This is a genomic window from Kitasatospora sp. NPDC048286 (genome assembly GCF_043201735.1).
Classification (GTDB): domain Bacteria; phylum Actinomycetota; class Actinomycetes; order Streptomycetales; family Streptomycetaceae; genus Kitasatospora.
The window spans coordinates 24,516-42,162 of sequence record NZ_JBICZE010000023.1; the positions used below are offsets into that span (position 1 = coordinate 24,516).

The following is a 17,647-nucleotide window of genomic DNA, read 5'->3' on the forward strand; positions in this document are numbered from 1 at the left end:
TCCGGTTCATCTGCTGTTGTTCCGACCGGTCTCGGCGCGCCGACCGGTACGGCTGGTCGCTGCTCAGGCCCGGACAGAATCCTGGCTGATGAGTGTGCCGATCTTCTCACTCTTCACCGCGCGCGCGATATTGCCCTCCGCCAGCAGTTCGAAGACCAGCATCGGAAGGTTGTTGTCCTTGCACAGCGTGATCGCGGTGAGGTCGGCGACCTTAAGGTCGCGCGCGATGACCTCGGAGTACTCCAGCGCGTCGAACTTGACCGCGTCCGGGTTGGTCCGCGGGTCGGAGTCGTAGACGCCGTCCACGCCGTTCTTGCCCATCAGCAGGACGTCGGCGTGGATCTCCAGGGCGCGCTGGACGGCCGTGGTGTCGGTGGAGAAGTACGGCATGCCCATACCGGCGCCGAAGATCACCACACGGCCCTTCTCCAGGTGCCGGACGGCCCGCAGCGGCAGGTACGGCTCGGCGACCTGGCCCATGGTGATGGCGGTCTGGACCCGGGTCTCGATGCCTTCCTTGACCAGGAAGTCCTGCAGCGCGAGGCAGTTCATCACGGTGCCGAGCATGCCCATGTAGTCGGAGCGCGCCCGGTCCATGCCGCGGACCTGGAGCTCGGCACCCCGGAAGAAGTTGCCGCCGCCGATGACCACCGCGACCTCGGTACCGGCGCGGACGACCGTGGCGATCTCGCGGGCGATCGCGTGCACGACGTCCGGGTCGACGCCGAGCCCGCCGCCACCGGCGAAGGCTTCACCGGACAGCTTGAGCAGCACCCGGCGGCGCGAGCCGTCCCTGGGGTCCTGCGCGGTCTCCTGCGTCTCCTGCATGGACTTCTCCTTTTTGCACCTACTGGTCACAGGCGCGGGTGTGCGGATGCCCGGCCTGCGCGTACACGCGAGGAGGCCACTGCCGCGGGAACCGGTTCGGTGTCCTGCACGGCAATGGCCTCCTCGTCGTTCATGGTGCCGACGCGAGCCCGCCCGTTGGCGGTAGGCGCGGGGTGAGCCCGTTCGGCGTTCCTCCCACCCCGGTCAGCGGGCGGGGGCGGTTCCCAGCCTAAGGGGGCCGGGGACCAGGTGGAACGTGGCTCAGGCGCCGACGCGGAAGCGGGCGAAGCGCTTCAGGGCGACGCCGTTCTCCTCGAGGACCTTGGCGACGGACTTCTTGTTGTCCTTGGCGAAGGCCTGCTCCAGGACGGAGTTCTCCTTCACGAAGCCGGTGACGCGACCCTCGACGATCTTCGCCAGGGCGGCCTCGGGCTTGCCCTCCTCGCGGGCGGTGGCCTCGGCGACGCGACGCTCGTTCTCGAGCGCCTCGGCCGGGATCTCCTCGCGGGACAGGTACTTCGGGGCGAAGGCGGCGATGTGCTGCGCGACGTCCTTGGCGACCTCGGCGTTCTCCTTGTCCAGCTCGACCAGGACGCCGACGGCCGGCGGCAGGTCGGGGCTGGTCTTGTGCAGGTAGACCGCGACGAAGCCGTCACCGTCGAACTGGGCGAAGCGACGGAAGACGATCTTCTCGCCCAGGGTCGCGTTGGCCTCGTCCACGAACTGCTGGACGGTCTTGCCGGCCTCGATCTCGGAAGCCAGGGCGACGTCCAGGTCGGCCGGGGCGGTCTTGGCGACGTGGGCGGCGATCGCGTCGGCGACCTCGACGAACTTGTCACCCTTGGCGACGAAGTCCGTCTCGCAGTTCAGCTCGACCAGAACGCCGGACTTCTTGTCCTCGGCGATCAGCGCGGCGACGGCGCCGTTGGAGGCGTCACGGCCCTCGCGCTTGGCAACGCCCTTCTGGCCCTTGATGCGCAGAAGCTCGACGGCCTTCTCGACGTTGCCCTCGGCCTCGTCCAGGGCCTTCTTGCAGTCCATCATGCCGGCGCCGGTGAGCTCACGGAGCTTCTTGACGTCCGCGGCGGTGAAGTTCGCCATGGTGTGAATCTCTTCTCGCGTCTCGCGTGTCTGCGTGGAGTGGCGCCGGGACCGGTGGTTCGGTCCCGGCGCGGGAGAGAGGGGCACCTGCCGGCTTCGTACCGGCGGGTGCCCCTCACCCTTGGTACGTCAGGCCTGCTCGGCCGGAGCCTCGGTGGCCGGAGCCTCGGTGGCCGGAGCCTCGGCGGCGGGGGCCTCGGCGGCGGCGGGGGCCTCCTCGGCCTTCTTCTCGCCCTCGAGGAGGTCCTTCTCCCAGGCGGCCAGCGGCTGGTCGGCACCCGGCTCGGCCTTGGCGTCGCCCTTGGCGACACCGGCGCGGGACTTCAGGCCCTCGGCCACGGCGTCGGCGATCACGCGGGTCAGCAGGGTGACGGAGCGGATCGCGTCGTCGTTGCCCGGGATCTTGTAGTCGACCTCGTCCGGGTCACAGTTGGTGTCGAGGATGGCGACGACCGGGATGTTGAGCTTCCGGGCCTCGCCGACCGCGATGTGCTCCTTCTTGGTGTCCACGATCCAGACGGCGCTGGGAACGCGCTGCATGTCGCGGATACCGCCGAGGGTCTTCTCCAGCTTGTCGTGCTCGCGCTGGAGGACCAGGAGCTCCTTCTTGGTGAGGCCGGAGCCGGCCACGTCCGAGAAGTCCAGCTCGCCGAGCTCCTTCAGGCGCTGGAGGCGCTTGTAGACGGTCGAGAAGTTGGTCAGCATGCCGCCGAGCCAGCGCTGGTTCACGTAGGGCATGCCCACGCGGGTGGCCTGCTCGGCGATGGCCTCCTGGGCCTGCTTCTTCGTGCCGACGAAGAGGACGCTGCCGCCGTGGGCAACGGTCTCCTTGATGAACTCGAAGGCGCGGTCGATGTAGTTCAGCGACTGCAGGAGGTCGATGATGTAGATGCCGTTGCGCTCGGTGATGATGAAGCGCTTCATCTTCGGGTTCCAGCGGCGGGTCTGGTGACCGAAGTGGACGCCGCTCTCCAGCAGCTCCCGCATCGTGACGACGGCCATTGCCGTGCTCCTTGGTGTTACGGCCCGGCGGCGGCACTGCCTCGCAGCGATCGCCCACAGCCGGGTCAGGCTCGGTTTGTCCGTGGCGGCCAGGTGACAGCCACGCCTGACGCCCCGAACGTGCCGAGCCGCTCCACCCTGGCGGCCCAGGGGCCGGTCGGGCTCGGCGGACCGAGCGGCACTCGCACCTGGCGGGGCTGCGGACGAACCGCGTCCGACCGCCGGTGGCGGGGCGTGCGAAGTCGACCCGGCGGACCGGGTCGCGTGTGAAGTGTACGGGAAGCGCCGAGGCGCGAGCGACTCCACGCGTGGCCGGGGGCCCGCCGAGGACCTGGGAGGAGCCCGGGGAACGGCCGGGAAGGGCGGGTTCCGATGGGGCTTCGGTCACGTTCCCGTGGGGCTGCGACGGGGGCGGGGAGGGCCGTGTGACGGACTCGGGACCGGACGCTCGGGCGGACGTCGGGGCGCGGGCGCGGGGGCGGGGGTGGGTGCGGGGGTGGATGCGGGCCGGTCGGCCGACTGCCCCGGTCCGTCGCCGGTATGCCGTTTGTACACCGGATGGCGGAGTCCGTGCACCCGTCGGAGTGATGGCGTGCGGGCGCGGGGGTGGTTTGTCCACAGGAATCCGGATGTGGGTGGCGCGGGAACGGCACGACGGCGAGCCTGCGGGCATGACTGGTCGCGGGTGGTTCGGCGGGGTGGCGGTGGTGCTCGTGCTCGCGCTGCCGGGGGCGTCAGGGGCTGCGGGGGCTACCGGGGTCACGGGGGCTGTGCGGGCCACAGGGGTTTCGAGGGGGCCCGAGGCCGTCGGTGTCCCGCGCTCGGGCGTCCCGCGCTCGGGCGCGGACGGGGGTGGGGGCGGGCGGAGTGGCGCGCGGGCCTGGCCGGTGGGCGGGCCTGGCGCGGTGCTGGGCCGGTTCGAGCCGCCGGCGAAGGTCTGGGCCGCCGGACACCGGGGAGTGGACCTCGCCGCGGCACCGGGGGCGGAGGTCCGGGCGGCGGCTCCCGGAGTGGTCGCCTTCTCCGGGCTGGTGGCGGGACGGCCGGTGGTGACCGTCTCCCATCCCGGCTCGGGCTCTCCCGCACTCCGGACCACCTACCTGCCCGTCACCGGCACCGTCCCGGTCGGCACCACGGTGGCCGCCGGACAGACGATCGGACTGCTCGCTCCGGACGGGCGGCACTGTGCCGAGCACGACTGCCTGCACTGGGGGCTGCTGCGCGGAGACCGCTACCTCGACCCGCTGGCCCTGTTCGGCGCGGGCACGGCGCGGCTGCTGCCACTGAAGGGCGGGGACGGGTAGGGCGTGCTGCCGCACGCCCGTCGGCGAAGGACGCGAGTGTAGGGCGACGGCGACGGCGACGGCGACGGCGAGGGCGAGGGGGGTGAGGGCAAGGACGAGGGCGGAGCCCGGACTGCGGGCGGAGCCGGCCGGGTCGGCTCAGGGCCGGGCGAGCCCGTGCAGCACCATCGCGACCGCGGCATCGGCGATCTCCTCGGGGCTCTCGACGGCACAGCCGGTGCGGCCCCCTGCCGCGGCCTGCTCGGCCCTGCGGGTCGCCGCCTCCACCACACCCTGCACCAGGGCCGCGGCGAGCCGGGGCTGCTCGTGGCCGAGGTCCTCCAGGGTCCGGCCGACCAGACCGGCCAGCCTGCCGTGCGCCGACCTGATCCGCTCCCGCGCGGCCTCGTCGAGCTCCAGCGCCGAGATCGCCACCACCGCCCGGTGCCGGGGGTCGGCGGCGAGCGCCAGCTGGCCCCGGACGTAGGCCTCGATCCGCTCGACGGCGGTGTCGCAGCTCTCCATCCCGGCCTCGATCTCGGCCGCCCAGAGCGGGAGGTCCACCTCGCAGAGCGCCTCGACCACGGCGGCGCGGGACCGGAAGTACTCGTAGACCGAGGAGCGCGCCAGCCCGGTGCGCGCCGCGAGCGCGGGGAAGGTCAGGGCCTCCATGCCACCCTCGGCAAGCAGGACGCGGGCAGCATCAAGAAGGGCTGCCCGCTGGAGCTGGCGATGCTCGGCCACCGTGGCCGCTCGGATCTTCGGCACGCTCCCACTCTACGGAGCCCTACCTCCGACCGATACGGCGCCGCGCATCAGGAGGAGGCGCGGGCCCGGCGACCGGCCACCCGTGACCGACGGCGGACGCCCGACTGCCGACGCCCTATCGGATGTCCGACAGCTTGGCGCGCAGCTGGAGGACGGACTTGGTGTGGATCTGGCTCACCCGACTCTCCGTCACCCCCAGCACCTGTCCGATCTCGGCGAGGGTGAGGCCCTCGTAGTAGTAGAGCGTCACCACCGTCTTCTCCCGCTCGGGGAGGGTGTTGACCGCCTGGGCCAGCAGCCGGCGCAGCTCGCGGTCCTCGGCCACCTCGACCGGGTTGTCGGCGCCGTGGTCCTCCAGGGTGTCCATCAGGCTCAGCCGGTCGCCGCCCTCCCCCACCGGGTGGAGCAGCTCGTCCAGCGCCACCACGTTGGCCAGCGACAGCTGGCTGAAGATGGCGTGGAGGTCCTCGATCGCGATGCCCATCTCGGCCGCGACCTCGGGATCGTGCGGCGTCCGGCGCAGCCGGGCCTCCAGCGTCGCGTACGTCCGCTCGACCGCCTTCGCCTTCTGCCGCACCGAACGCGGGATCCAGTCCAGGGCCCGCAGCTCGTCGATGATCGCGCCGCGGATGCGGCTGATCGCGTAGGTCTCGAACTTGATGGCGCGATCGATGTCGAACTTCTCGATCGCGTCGATCAGCCCGAAGACCCCGGAGGAGACGAAGTCCGCCTGTTCGACGTTGGAGGGCAGCCCGACCCCGACCCGGCCGGCCACGTACTTGACGAGTGGTGAGTAGTGCAGGATCAGCTGCTCGCGCAGCCGCTGGTCACCGGTCTCCTTGTAGGAGCGCCAGAGCTCTTCGAGCGCGGTGCGGCCCTGGGCCGCGGCCTCCCGGGCGTCCTGCCCCTGATCGCCGCCCTCCACCCGCTCCCGGCGGAGCGGGGACACCGGCGAGGCGAACACCTGGACGGCAGCGGACCGGACCGGCGCACTGCCGGGCGGCCGGGGCGCACCGGCCACGGCCGCGCCGGGGGGTGCGCCGGCGGGCGCCCCGACGGGCGCGCCGGCGGGACCGGTCGCGTCGGCGCCTTGGACCGGCTCTGCACCCCGGGCCGCATCCGCCGGCTGGGGCACCACCGTCGGCCGGCCGCCCTGGCGCGACAGGCCTCCCATCGTCCCCGCCGACTTGGACGGGAAGTCGGGCACGGGGCGCCGCTCGGTTCGCGGCCCCCCCGAGGACCGAGCGCCACCGGTCACTCTGTGTCCGGGAATGTGTGTGGGCATGCGTTGGTCTGCGCCGTTCTGCCGAGTCATGTGCTGATAGGGAAGGCATGTGGAGCGTAGCGTGACCGACTCACTGCGAAGCGCTACCGCCACTCGGTCGTCCCCCGATCCGGTGGCCGTCGCACACCGGATCGATCCTGCGAACAGAGGAACCGGAGTGCCAGGCAGCCGGACGGTCCGACGTGCGTGCCCTCGGCGCGGGCGCGTTCTCCGTTCCGACGCTCACCTCCTCCGCACCACGCGCCAGTGCGCGCCGTGCCGCTCCACGTAGCCGAGCGAGCCCAACTCGTAGAGCCGTTGGAGGACTTCGTCCGGCGGGAGGCCGGACTGCCGGGCCAGCCGCTCGACCGGCGCCCCCTCCGCCGTCGCGGGTACGGCTTCCAGCACCCGGGCCACCGCCGGTTCCAGCAGGTCGCGCGGGAGCACCGGGCCGCTGCGCTGCGGCGCCAGGTCCTCCCCGATCGCCCCGATCAGCTCCATGATCTCGGCCGCGTCGGTGACCAGGGTGGCAGCGCCGCTGCGGATCAGGGCGTGCACCCCGGCGGAGAGCTCCGAAGTCACCGGGCCCGCGACACCCATGGTGTGGCGGTTGAGGTCCCGCGCCCGTCTGGCCGTGCTCAGGGCGCCGCTGCGCACCGCCGCTTCGACCACCACCGTTCCCCGGGTGAGCGCCGCGATGACCCTGTTGCGGAGGACGAAGCGGAAGCGGTTCGGATGCTCCCCGGGCGGCAGTTCGCTGACCAGCAGACCCTGGACGCCGATCCGCCGGATCAGTTCGGCATTGCCCTTGGGATAGGCGACGTCGACACCGCAGGCGAGCACGGCGGCGGTCATCCCGCCGACCGCGAGTGCCCCTCGGTGCGCGGCGGCGTCGATCCCGTAGGCGGCTCCGGAGACCACCACCCAGCCTCGTTCGGCCAGTTGGGCCGACAGCTCCCCCGCGACGTGGGCGCCGTAGGCGGTGCAGGCGCGGGAGCCCACCAGCGCGACGGACCGGAGTGCGAGCAGCCGCAGCGAGCCGGTGCCCGTCACCCAGAGTCCGATCGGACGTCCGTCACCCAGGTCGTCGAGCTGGCTGGGCCACTCCGTGTCCCCCGGAATGATGAACCGTCCGCCGACGTCGCGTACCCGTTTCAGGTCCATCTGCGGGTCCAGGCCGGGGAGCCGCGCCTGGTACCCGGCCAGCCGGGTGGCGTCCAGCGCGGGGTGGTCGGGCACCGTCCCGCCCCGGATCGCCTTCACCACATCGACGGCGGGGAGTTGGCCGAGCCACCGGCCGACCACCGCGTCGCCCGGTTCGCTGAGCCGGCCCAGCAGCACCCGGGCGAGGCGCTCGGGCTCCGGCTCGACGTTGGCCGCGGCACCGACCTCGGCCTCGGCCGCGCCGGGAATTCGCGGTTGCCTGAGCAACTGGTTCATGCCTCACCCTCCTGGTTCCGCGGATGTCCGTCAGGCGCCCCCGGCTTCGCGGGCCGGCCCTCTTCCGGGCTGCCGCGCCGCGCCGGGATTCCGCCGAGCCGGCCGAGGACCCGCTCGGTCAGCGGCAGTCCGTGCTCCACCCCGGTGCGCAGGACGAGGGCGCTACGCACGTCCCGCTGGTCCGGCCGGTCGCGTCCGGCGAGGTCGGCGACCGTCCAGGCGACCCGGAGCACCCGGTCCAGGCCCCGGGCGGTCAGCAGCCCCCGCTCCAACTGCCGCGCGGCGTCGTTGAGCGCGCCGCCCGCGAGCTGCCAGCGGGTGCGCAGCTCGTGGCCCGGCACCTCCGCGTTCGTCCGCCACGGGGTGCTCGCCAGCCGGGCCGCCGCCCGCTCCCGCGCGGCCAGCACCCGGGCCGCGACGGTCTCGGTGGTCTCCGCCGTGGCGTCCCGCTCCATCAGCTCGACCCGCGTCACCGGGGCCACCTGGACCTGGAGGTCGACCCGGTCCAGCAGCGGCCCGGACAGTCGCCCCTGGTAGCGGCTGACCATGGCAGGGGTGCACTCGCAGCCCTCACCCCGCCGCGAGTACCGACCGCACGGACAGGGGTTGGCCGCCAGGCAGAGCAGGAAGCGCGCCGGGAGCCGCAGCGATCCGGCCGAGCGGGCGATCACCACCTCGCCCGACTCCAGCGGCTGGCGCAGCGCGTCGAGCACCCGGACCGGGAACTCCGGCGCCTCGTCCAGGAAGAGCACGCCCCGGTGGGCCAGCGAGACCGCGCCGGGTCTCGGCAGGCCGCTGCCGCCGCCGACGATGGCCGGCATCGTCGTGGAGTGGTGCGGGGCGCAGTAGGGCGCGGTGTCGATCAGCGGACGCCCGACCGGGAGCAGCCCCGCCACCGAGTGGACGGCGGTGACCTCCAACGCCTCCTTCTGGGTCAGCGGCGGGAGCAGCGCGGGCAACCGCTCCGCCAGCATCGTCTTGCCCGCGCCCGGTGGGCCCTTCAAGTAGAGGTGGTGTCCTCCGGCGGCGGCGATCTCCAGGGCCCGCCGGGCCTCGTACTGGCCGGCCACGTCGGCCATGTCGAGCCGGGCCGCCCGGTCGTCGGGCAGGCCCCGCACTCCCGCGCAGGGCAGCATCAGCCCGGCCATCAGCGGATCCGGTCGGCCTCCGATCGGATCGGGCGGCTCCTCCGGTGCCGCCACGCCGGTCAGGTTGGCGACGAGCTGGCGCAGACTGCGGACGCCGATCACCGTCACCCCGGGGACGAGCGAGGCCTCGGGCGCGGTCTGCTCGGCGACCACGACCCGCTCGTACCCGGCGTCGGCGGCGGCCAGCACCGAGGGCAGCACCCCTCTGACCGGCCGCACCCGGCCGTCCAGCCCCAGCTCGCCGATGATCAGCAGGTCGGCGATGGTGGAGGGGTCGAGCCGTTCGGCGGCGGCCAGCACGGCGCAGGCCACCGCGAGGTCGAAGCCGCTGCCGCTCTTGGGCACCGAGGCGGGGCTGAGTCCGACCGTCAGTTTGCGCTGCGGCCAGGCCTCGCCGCTGTTCACGACCGCGGCTCGGACCCGGTCGCGGGCTTCGGTGAGCGCCTTGTCGGGCAGGCCGACCAGGGCGAACGCGGCCACCCCGGGCTCCAGATCGGCCTGGACCTCGACGATCACTCCGTCGACGCCGACCAGCGCGACGGAACAGGTGCGGGCGAAGGCCATCTCAGACCACCCCCCGCAGGTGGTCGACCAGGGCCGCACCCCGCGCCCGGTTGACCACCGCGACCAGGTCGATCCGCACCCCGCCCGGTGGGGCGGGCGGCCACTGCGGATCGGTGGGCCCCGGGTCGTAGCCGGGCCCGGCCAGCTCGGCGAAGTGACCGGGCCAACGCTCGGCCATCCAGCGCTCGGCCAGGCGTTGCAGCCGGGCGGCCTTGGTCCGGTCGATGGCCTCGGTGGGCTGCTGGAAACCCCGCTCGGAGCGGGTCTTCACCTCGCAGACCGCCACGGTGTCGCCGTCGAGGGCGACGATGTCCAGCTCGCCCTCGACGCAGCGCCAGTTGAGGTCCAGGATGCGGAGCCCGGCCTCCGCGAGCCGGCGGGCGGCGACCCGCTCCCCGTAGCGGCCGAGCCCGTTCTTGGTGGTGCGGTCCGGGACCGCCCGCGGGGCCTTCCCGGCTGCGGCCATGTCCGGTACGGCCTGGTCCTGCTGGTGCTGCTGGTCCTGCACGACGGTGTGCTGCATGGTGACCACCTCCGCCGAGGAGGCTGCACCAACGCGCACGACGAGGCCCGGGAATTCCCGTTCCCTGTGGATAACTCGGGCCTGTGGACAACTTTTGTCACCCTCAGGGGTGAGAAGCCCCGTTCCCGCGAAATTCGGCTGGACAACGCGGGACGGAGTCGTTCAACGTCAGTTCCCGAAGCCGGACTCGTCCGAGGGCAGCTCCAGATCGCTCTTCGCGAGTTCCTCGATGTTCACGTCCTTGAAGGTCAGCACCCGGACCTTGCGGACGAACCGGGCCGGCCGGTACATGTCCCAGACCCACGCATCCGCCATCGACACCTCGAAGAACACCTCGCCCTGGACCGAGTGCACCTGCAACTCGTAGTCGTTGGTGAGGTAGAACCGTCGCTCGGTCTCGATCACGTACTTGAACAGGCCGACGACGTCCCGGTACTCCCGGTAGAGCTTGAGCTCCATCTCGGTCTCGTACTTCTCGAGATCTTCGGCACTCATCCAGGCGTCCCCTCAACTTGTCACGTCCACCCATTGTGGACCACCGCACCCACGGTCAGAGCCGTACCGGTTCCACCGGCGGGCCCTCGGCCAGCAGCCGCTCCAGGAAGTCCGCCAGACCGACCGGATAGACCGTCTCGGCGGTTCCCCTCAGTTCCTCGACCGTCCACCAGCGGGCCGCGAGCAGCTGGGCGTGCTCGTCCGCGCCCACGCCCGAGTGGTCCAGCCCCGTCTCCGCGGTCCGGGCCAGGTGGAACCACTGTTCCTGCTCGTAACGCTGTCCCCGAAAGGAGAACGACACCGTGCCGTACGCCACCAAGGGCCCCAGGTCCACACCCCGCAGGCCGGTCTCCTCGGCGAGCTCCCGCTCGGCGGCCTCGCGCACGCCCTCGCCCGCCTCCAAGCCGCCCCCGGGCGTGAACCACCACGTCTCCTCCGGGGCGGCCGGGTCGGCCCCCAGGAAGAGGAGGATGCGGTCCTGCCCGTCGAGCAGCAGGATCCGCGCCGCCCTGCGACGCCGTGCTGTCATGGCGGCGCTCCACGCTCCTTCCGTTCGCATCGGTGGCGCTACCGATCCTGCCACCCGACGCGGCCGTCCGGGGCGATGTTCGGCAGAGCGGCCCACCGGGCGACGGCCCCGCTCAGGAGCTGCGCCCCCGGAACCGGCGGGCCAGGCCGGCCACCCCGCCCACCGCCGAGGTCACGAGGATCAGCGCCGCGCCCGCGAGGGTTGCGTAGACGAGAGGTTCCAGCGGACCGGGCCGCGCGGCCTTCGGGCCCGTGAAGCCGTCGAAGTCGGTGACCCTACCGAGCAGGCCCATCCGGCCGAACGGCAGCGCGGTGGCCTCGACCCTGGCTTCGACGGCGTCGGCCGGGACGGTCCCGCCGTCGACCTCCAGGTGGGTACGGGAGTCGAGCGAGCCCACCCGGTTGTCGCCGAGCAGGAACAGCCGGCCCTGGGGCACCGTCACGCTGAACGTGGCGCCCTGGTGGCCCTGGGTCGCGAGGTAGGGCTCGTCCACCGGCTGCCCGTTGACCGTCAGCCGGTAGTCGGCTCCGGTGGTGGCGACGGTGTCCCCGCCGACCGCGACCACCCGCTTGACCATGAGCTCGCCGCCCCAGGCCTGGTCCCTGAACACCACCACGTCGCCCCGCCCGATGTCGCCGCCGCCGACCTTGCGGGCGAGCACGGTGTCACCGGCACGCAGCGTCGGGTGCATCGAGGCGGTGGGGATGTTGTACGGCCGGTAGTCGATCGCGATCAGGGCGAAACCGCCGACCATCAGCACCAGTCCGAGCGCCAGCGCGACGCCCTGCAGCACCGCGGCGGGCCGGCGGCGCACACAGGCGGGCGCGGTCGGGTGGTCGGCCGTCTGCTCCACGACACTGCTCATCGACACCGTCCACCTCTGGCCGACCGGAGAACACCACTGGCACGCCGGAGGCACGGGCGGAAAAGCCGACGGGCCGTGGCACGTCCGAGCAGATTACTCGTCGGTACCACGGCCCGCGCAAGAGCCGGGGCCAACCCGGTGGGTCGGGATCCGGTGGAGCTCAGGACTCCCGGCGGCGCTCCGCCCGGCCCCGCACCCGACGCACCAGCGGGAGCAGGGCGACGGCCCCCACCGCACCGGCCACGGGCGGCGCCATCGGCGCGGCCGCCGCCAGGCCCGTCTGGTCGAAGGTGTCCGGCACCGGCAGCGTCGACCAGTGGCTGATCGGCCAGGCCACCACGAAGGCACGCCCGATCACGTTGTTCACCGGGACGGTGCCGCCGCCCGGCTGGTCCATGTGGAAGCGGGAGTCCAGCGAGTTGGCGCGGTGGTCGCCCATCACCCAGATCCGGTCCTTGGGCACCTGGACCGGGCCGAAGGGGTGGTCACCGCACGGGGTGTTGCCCGGGTAGACGTACGGCTCGTTGAGCGCGACGCCGTTGACCGTCACCGGCCCGTCGGCCTCGCACTCGACGGTGTCACCGCCGACCGCGATGACCCGCTTGATCAGGTCCTTCTCGTTGGCGGAGGGCATCAGGCCGACGAAACTGAGCACGTCCTGGACACCGCGGACGAAGGAGTTGCTGCTCTGCTGGGTCGGCTCGTCGTTCAGCCAGCCGCCCGGGTCGTGGAACACCACGACCTCGCCGCGCTCGGGTTCGGCCCCGAACCACGGGGTCAGCTTGTCCACCAGGACACGGTCGCCGACCTGCAGCGTGTTCTGCATCGATTCCGACGGAATGGAGAACGCCTGGACGAAGAAGGTCTTGATCACCAGCGCGAGGATCAGCGCGATGCCGATCAGGATCGGCAGTTCCTTCCAGAACGAGCGCTGCTTGCGCGGATCGGCCGGAGCCTCCGACTCCGACCCGTCCGCGGGCTCGGCACCCGCATGCGGGGAGTCCGGGGCGTCCTCCGGCCCGGAGCCGCCCTGACCGTCGGCGGTCTGCGCCGCCGAGGCCTCGGCCGAGGCCGCGGACTCGGCGGACCGGTCCGCCCGACGGCCCGAGCCCTCGGGCTCTCCGGCGCCTGATCGGGCGCCGATCACCAAATCCCCCACAACGTCTCCTCCCTGCTGTGCGGACGCCCGTGCGCCCGCGCTCAGAGTGCCGCACAGCGGGCACCACGCTCACCACGACCATGAACGCCTCAGGGCTTGCCCACGGCGGACGCCCCTGACACCAGCACAGCCTCGGCCGACGGCCCGGACCACTCCCGGCCGCACCTGCACTTCTCTATCACTCCAAGGCATCCGGCTCGCGGTCCCACACGCGAGGCCCGTCCGGTCGGCGGCCTGCGCGGCTCACTCCGGAGGCCGCCCGGACCGACGAACGACGAGCGGAAGGATGCCCAACACACCCATAACGAGCGGGGGTTCCACAGGAACCGGCCCAACGCCCACCGATTCCGCGGCAGTTCCGCCGGCCTGCGGCATCCGGGCGAGAGAGGAGAGTGAACTCGGCGTATCGAGTTGATGGAAGCGGTCCAGCGGCCAGGCGACCACGAACGCGCGACCGACCACGCCGCTCAGCGGGATCGTCCCCTGTCCCGGATTGCCCATGTGGAAACGGGAGTCGGCGGAGACGTCCCGGTGGTCGCCCATGACCCACAACCGCCCCTCCGGCACCTGGATCCTGAAGGTCTGCCGGGACGGCGGATTGCCGGGCGCGAGGTAGGGCTCCTCCACCGGACGGCCGTTGACGGTGAGGCGCCCCTGGGCGTCGCAGCACTCGACGGTGTCGCCGCCGACGCCGATCACCCGCTTGATCAGGTCCTGCTCGTCGTCGGAGGGCAGCAGCCCGACGAAGGTCAGCACCCGCTTGGCCGCGCCCAGCACCGGGCCGTCCTCGGACGGCTTGCGGTCGTGCTCCAGCCAGCCGCCCGGGTCCTTGAACACCATGATGTCGCCGCGTTGCGGCTCACTGCCGAACCAGGGGGTCAGCTTGTCCACCAGTACCCGGTCCCCGATCAGGATGGTCTGTTCCATCGAGCCGGAGGGGATCACGAACACCTGGACCAGGAAGGTCTTCATCACCAGCGCCACCAGCAGGGCGACCAGGACGATCAGCGGCGCCTCGAGCACCAGCGAGCGCCTGCGCCGGCGGGCCGCCTTGCGGGCACTGCGCCGGCGCTCGGCCCGACCACGCGCCGGCGCGGCCCCGATCGGCCCACGGCCCGCCGCTGCGTCCTCCCCCGGTCCCCCGGCCGTCGCCCCGCCGGCCGTCGACTCCCCGTCCCCCGGTCCCCCGGCCGCGGGGCGGTCGGCGAGCCGCCCCCTACCTCTGGTCCCCATGACCGCCCGTTCCCGCAGTCACGGCGAAGGCCGCGGGCCGGTCCAGGCCGGTCCAGCGCGAGATCGGGTAGACCACCCAGTCCGCACGTCCGATCACCTTCTTCTCGGGCACGAAGCCGCCGCCGGGCTCGCCGAGGTGGTCGCGCGAGTCCCGGGAGGCGCTGCGGTGGTCACCCATCACCCAGAGCTTGCCGGCCGGCACGATGACGTCGAAGGCCACGCTCGACGGGTCGTCGCCCGGGGAGAGGTAGGAGGTCTCGTCGATCGGCACGCCGTTGACGGTGATCGGCGCGCCCGGGCCGGTGCTGGTCACCCGGTCCCCGCCGACCCCGATCACGCGCTTGACGTAGACGGTGTCCCCGGCCGGGGCCAGTCCGAGGTCCTGGGCGAGGGAGTGCAGGCCGTCCCAGAAGCCGGACGGCGCGGCCGACCCACGCAGGAAGGAGCCCGTCCCGTCGAAGACCACGACGTCGCCCCGCTGGGGGTGGCCGCCGAAGGCGTAGGCGAGCTGGTTCGCGACCAGCCGGTCGCCCGGGCGCAGGGTCTCCTCCATCGACCCGGAGGGCACCGAGAACGGGCGCGCGACGAAGGCGTTCACCAGCAGCAGGGCCGCCAGACAGATCCCGACCAACAGCAGCAGGTCCCGCGAGCGCGAGTGCCCTGGCTCCTCCGCCTGCTCCGAGTCGTCGTCACCGGAGCCACCACCGTCATCACCCCCGTCGCCACCATCACTGCCATCGGCGCCATCGGCACTGCCGGCACCATCGGCGCCCTCGCCGCCGGGGCCACTGTCGCCGGAGCCCTCGGCCCGCTCCTGGCCCTCGGCCTGTTCCGGCACCTCGGCGTGCTCAGGCCCGCCCCCGAAAACGACCGCGGACCGCGACAGCGAGTCCGCACCGGTGGGTGCGGGACTGCCGTCGCGGTCCGCGGATGGTTCGTGCGTGCTCATCGGGGGGTGAGCTTACCTTGCGGCCGTTCGGCCCCCTCGGAGCGTTCCGATCCCCCGGCGAGGCCGGGGGCCGGTGGATCAGCGGTCGCGCTTCTCCTTGATCTTCGCGGCCTTGCCGCGGAGGTCACGCAGGTAGTACAGCTTGGCGCGGCGAACCGCACCGCGGGTCACGACCTCGATCTTCTCGACGACCGGGGTGTGCACCGGGAAGGTGCGCTCCACGCCGACGTTGAAGCTGACCTTGCGAACGGTGAAGGTCTCACCGATACCGGCGCCGTGGCGGCGGATGACGACGCCCTGGAAGACCTGGACACGGGAGCGGTTGCCCTCGATGACCCGGACGTGAACCTTCAGGGTGTCACCGGCGCGGAAGGCCGGAATGTCGCTACGCAGCGAGGCCGCGTCGACAGCAGCGAGCTTGTTGCTCATGTTGCTCTCCATCGCAGGCGCCACGGGCCGCCCACGGAAAGTCGTCACAATGGGGTCTGCTGCGGGCCGCATCGGCTGACGACGATCCCCCCGTGGCGGGGGCGCCGGTCCACGTGCCCCCTACGGAAGGGAACCAGCGACAGACAGCAGCGGCCTATTCTTCCACATCACCGGCCGCGGACCGAAATCGGCCGAGCCGCTCGTCCCAGGCCAGGCCGAGGATGCTCAGCGCCTCGCGCTCCTTCTTGTCGAAGGCGCCGTACTGCCAGCGCTCGACCAGGTCGGGGCGGTTCGCCAGGGTCCGGGCGAAGGCCTGCTCGCGGCGCCAGCGGGCGATCTTGCCGTGGTTGCCGCTGAGCAGCACGTCCGGGACGGTCCGGCCGCGCCACTCGGCGGGCTTGGTGTAGACCGGGCCCTCCAGCAGATCGGCCATCGCGCCCGGCGCGAAGGAGTCGTCGCGGTGGGACTCGGCGTTGCCGAGAACGCCGGGCAGCAGCCTGGCGATCGCCTCGACCATCACCAGCACGGCGACCTCGCCGCCGGCCAGCACGTAGTCGCCGATCGAGGCCTCGACCACCGGCATCCGGGTGGCCGCCTCCTCGATCACCCGGCGGTCGATGCCCTCGTACCGGGCGGGGGTGAAGGCCAGCCAGGGGCGGCCTGCCAGCTCCTGGGCGAGCTCCTGGGTGAACGGGCGCCCGCTCGGGGTCGGCACGACCAGCGTGGGCACCTGCCCCTCGGGGCCGGCGGCGACCACCGCGTCCAGCGCCTCGCCCCACGGCTCGGGCTTCATCACCATGCCGGGGCCGCCACCGTACGGACTGTCGTCGACCGTGCGGTGCACGTCGTGGGTCCACCCGCGCAGGTCGTGGACGTGCACGTCCAGCTGGCCGCGGGCGCGGGCCTTGCCGACCAGCGAGATGTCCAGCGGCTCCAGGTACTCGGGGAAGATCGTGACGACGTCGATCCTCATACCGCTCTGCACCGCACCGGAGACGGCAGCGTCGGACACGACAGTGCCGGACACGGCGCTGTCGACCGCCTCGGCCCCCGACCCGGCACGCTCCTCGACGGTCACTCCGACTCCTCCGCGTCCTCGGAACCCTCGGTGCGCTCGACCGAGGAGGTCCCCGCGACCTCGGCCTGCTCCGGGTCGATCAGCCCGGGCGGCGGGGTGATCACGGCACGCTGGTTCTCCAGGTCGACGGTCGGCACGATCTGGCTGACGAAGGGCACCAGCACCTCCGTGCCGTCGGCCTTCTTCACCGTGAGCAGGTCCTGGTAGGGCAGGTGGACGACCTCGGTCAGCTCACCGACCAGGGTGCCGTCGAGCAGCACCACGTCCAGGCCGACCAGCTGGTGGTCGTAGTACTCCTCCGGGTCCTCGGGGCTCTCCTCCGGGTCGACCTCGGAGATGAGCACGGTGCCGCGGAGGGCCTCGGCCGCGTTGCGGTCCTTGACGCCGGCGAAGCGCAGCAGCAGCCGGCCGCTGTGCACCCGGCCGGACTCGACGGTCAGCGGTCCGACCGACGCGGGGTCGGTGAGCACGACGGCACCGGGGCCGAGCCGGAGTTCCGGCTCGTCGGTGCGGACCTCGACACTGACGTCCCCCCTGATGCCGTGGGCACGGCCGATCCTGCCGACGACGAGCTGCACGGTGATCGTTCTCCTGGAGTTCCTGAGCCGAAACGAAAGCGACGGGCTGCGAAGCGGTGCCGCGAAGCGGCGATGCGACGGATAAGCGGATGGAAATGCGAAAGGCCGACCGGGACGACATGCGTCCCGGTCGGCCTCACAAGCCCTGACGGCTGAACGAGCAGCAGCGTCAGCGAATGTTGTCCACGTCGACCAGGTCGACCCGGACGTTGCGACCGCCGAGGGCGCCGACCACGGTGCGCAGCGCGCGCGCCGTACGGCCGCCCCGGCCGATCACCTTGCCGAGGTCATCGGGGTGCACCCGCACCTCGATGGTGTTACCCCGACGCAGGTTGCGCGAGCGCACCTGCACCTCGTCGGGGTGCTCGACGATGCCCTTCACCAGGTGGTCGAGGGCGTCCTCGATCACGA

General features: G+C 72.5%; 18 protein-coding genes and 1 pseudogene. 1 reads left to right on the forward strand and 18 read right to left on the reverse strand.

What is annotated here, in order from left to right; translation table 11 throughout:
- Positions 1 to 63: 63 nt before the first annotated feature.
- From pyrH to rpsB, 3 genes are all read right to left on the reverse strand, one after another.
- Positions 64 to 828, reverse strand: coding sequence for a UMP kinase (pyrH, locus tag ACGF13_RS37145; RefSeq protein ID WP_329929692.1), 765 nt, complete (start codon positions 826 to 828; stop codon positions 64 to 66).
- 261 nt (positions 829 to 1,089) lie between these two features.
- Entirely contained in the window at positions 1,090 to 1,929 is an 840-nt protein-coding gene (gene tsf, locus ACGF13_RS37150) for a translation elongation factor Ts (RefSeq protein WP_392883792.1), read from the reverse strand.
- A 129-nt stretch (positions 1,930 to 2,058) separates the two neighbouring features.
- Positions 2,059 to 2,931, reverse strand: coding sequence for a 30S ribosomal protein S2 (rpsB, locus tag ACGF13_RS37155; protein ID WP_392883793.1), 873 nt, complete (start codon positions 2,929 to 2,931; stop codon positions 2,059 to 2,061).
- 905 nt (positions 2,932 to 3,836) lie between these two features.
- Between rpsB and ACGF13_RS37160 the strand changes: the two genes are divergently transcribed.
- The gene (locus ACGF13_RS37160) at positions 3,837 to 4,235 is read left to right on the forward strand and encodes a M23 family metallopeptidase (protein WP_392883794.1); all 399 of its coding nucleotides are present in this window, start codon (positions 3,837 to 3,839) and stop codon (positions 4,233 to 4,235) included.
- Positions 4,236 to 4,373: 138 nt separating this feature from the next.
- Here the strand turns inward: ACGF13_RS37160 and ACGF13_RS37165 are convergent, their stop codons facing one another.
- The 15 genes and pseudogenes from ACGF13_RS37165 to ACGF13_RS37235 all read right to left on the reverse strand — a co-directional run bounded on the left by ACGF13_RS37165 (position 4,374) and on the right by ACGF13_RS37235 (position 17,645).
- On the reverse strand, positions 4,374 to 4,958 hold the full coding sequence (locus ACGF13_RS37165) for a TetR/AcrR family transcriptional regulator (protein WP_392883867.1): 585 nt from the start codon (positions 4,956 to 4,958) through the stop codon (positions 4,374 to 4,376).
- 139 nt (positions 4,959 to 5,097) lie between these two features.
- Positions 5,098 to 5,894: pseudogene (whiG, locus tag ACGF13_RS37170) on the reverse strand (RNA polymerase sigma factor WhiG).
- Positions 5,895 to 6,489: 595 nt separating this feature from the next.
- Entirely contained in the window at positions 6,490 to 7,686 is a 1,197-nt protein-coding gene (dprA, locus tag ACGF13_RS37175) for a DNA-processing protein DprA (protein ID WP_392883795.1), read from the reverse strand.
- Positions 7,683 to 9,398 carry a YifB family Mg chelatase-like AAA ATPase gene (locus tag ACGF13_RS37180; protein ID WP_392883796.1) on the reverse strand — a complete coding sequence of 572 codons (1,716 nt, stop codon included), beginning with the start codon at positions 9,396 to 9,398 and terminating at the stop codon, positions 7,683 to 7,685. Before ACGF13_RS37180 ends, dprA begins: the two co-directional genes overlap by 4 nt.
- Before the next feature lies 1 nt (position 9,399).
- A complete protein-coding gene (locus ACGF13_RS37185; protein ID WP_392883868.1) occupies positions 9,400 to 9,864 on the reverse strand; it encodes a YraN family protein in 465 nt (154 codons plus the stop codon).
- A 225-nt stretch (positions 9,865 to 10,089) separates the two neighbouring features.
- Positions 10,090 to 10,416 carry a DUF2469 domain-containing protein gene (locus ACGF13_RS37190; protein ID WP_030056781.1) on the reverse strand — a complete coding sequence of 109 codons (327 nt, stop codon included), beginning with the start codon at positions 10,414 to 10,416 and terminating at the stop codon, positions 10,090 to 10,092.
- Between the two features lie 55 nt (positions 10,417 to 10,471).
- A complete protein-coding gene (locus tag ACGF13_RS37195; protein ID WP_392883797.1) occupies positions 10,472 to 10,945 on the reverse strand; it encodes an NUDIX domain-containing protein in 474 nt (157 codons plus the stop codon).
- A 112-nt stretch (positions 10,946 to 11,057) separates the two neighbouring features.
- Complete coding sequence (gene lepB, locus ACGF13_RS37200; RefSeq protein ID WP_392883798.1) at positions 11,058 to 11,810, reverse strand: signal peptidase I; 753 nt, start codon at positions 11,808 to 11,810, stop codon at positions 11,058 to 11,060.
- 160 nt (positions 11,811 to 11,970) lie between these two features.
- Positions 11,971 to 12,969 (reverse strand): signal peptidase I, encoded by a 999-nt coding sequence (gene lepB, locus ACGF13_RS37205; protein ID WP_392883799.1) that lies wholly within the window; start codon positions 12,967 to 12,969, stop codon positions 11,971 to 11,973.
- 243 nt (positions 12,970 to 13,212) lie between these two features.
- The gene (gene lepB, locus ACGF13_RS37210) at positions 13,213 to 13,992 is read right to left on the reverse strand and encodes a signal peptidase I (RefSeq protein WP_392883801.1); all 780 of its coding nucleotides are present in this window, start codon (positions 13,990 to 13,992) and stop codon (positions 13,213 to 13,215) included.
- 193 nt (positions 13,993 to 14,185) lie between these two features.
- A complete protein-coding gene (gene lepB, locus ACGF13_RS37215; protein WP_392883802.1) occupies positions 14,186 to 15,151 on the reverse strand; it encodes a signal peptidase I in 966 nt (321 codons plus the stop codon).
- Between the two features lie 78 nt (positions 15,152 to 15,229).
- A complete protein-coding gene (gene rplS, locus ACGF13_RS37220) occupies positions 15,230 to 15,580 on the reverse strand; it encodes a 50S ribosomal protein L19 (protein WP_030306736.1) in 351 nt (116 codons plus the stop codon).
- Positions 15,581 to 15,734: 154 nt separating this feature from the next.
- The gene (trmD, locus tag ACGF13_RS37225) at positions 15,735 to 16,553 is read right to left on the reverse strand and encodes a tRNA (guanosine(37)-N1)-methyltransferase TrmD (protein WP_392883869.1); all 819 of its coding nucleotides are present in this window, start codon (positions 16,551 to 16,553) and stop codon (positions 15,735 to 15,737) included.
- 101 nt (positions 16,554 to 16,654) lie between these two features.
- Positions 16,655 to 17,236 carry a ribosome maturation factor RimM gene (rimM, locus tag ACGF13_RS37230; protein ID WP_392883804.1) on the reverse strand — a complete coding sequence of 194 codons (582 nt, stop codon included), beginning with the start codon at positions 17,234 to 17,236 and terminating at the stop codon, positions 16,655 to 16,657.
- A 169-nt stretch (positions 17,237 to 17,405) separates the two neighbouring features.
- Positions 17,406 to 17,645, reverse strand: coding sequence for an RNA-binding protein (locus tag ACGF13_RS37235; RefSeq protein WP_030056773.1), 240 nt, complete (start codon positions 17,643 to 17,645; stop codon positions 17,406 to 17,408).
- Positions 17,646 to 17,647 lie beyond the last annotated feature (2 nt).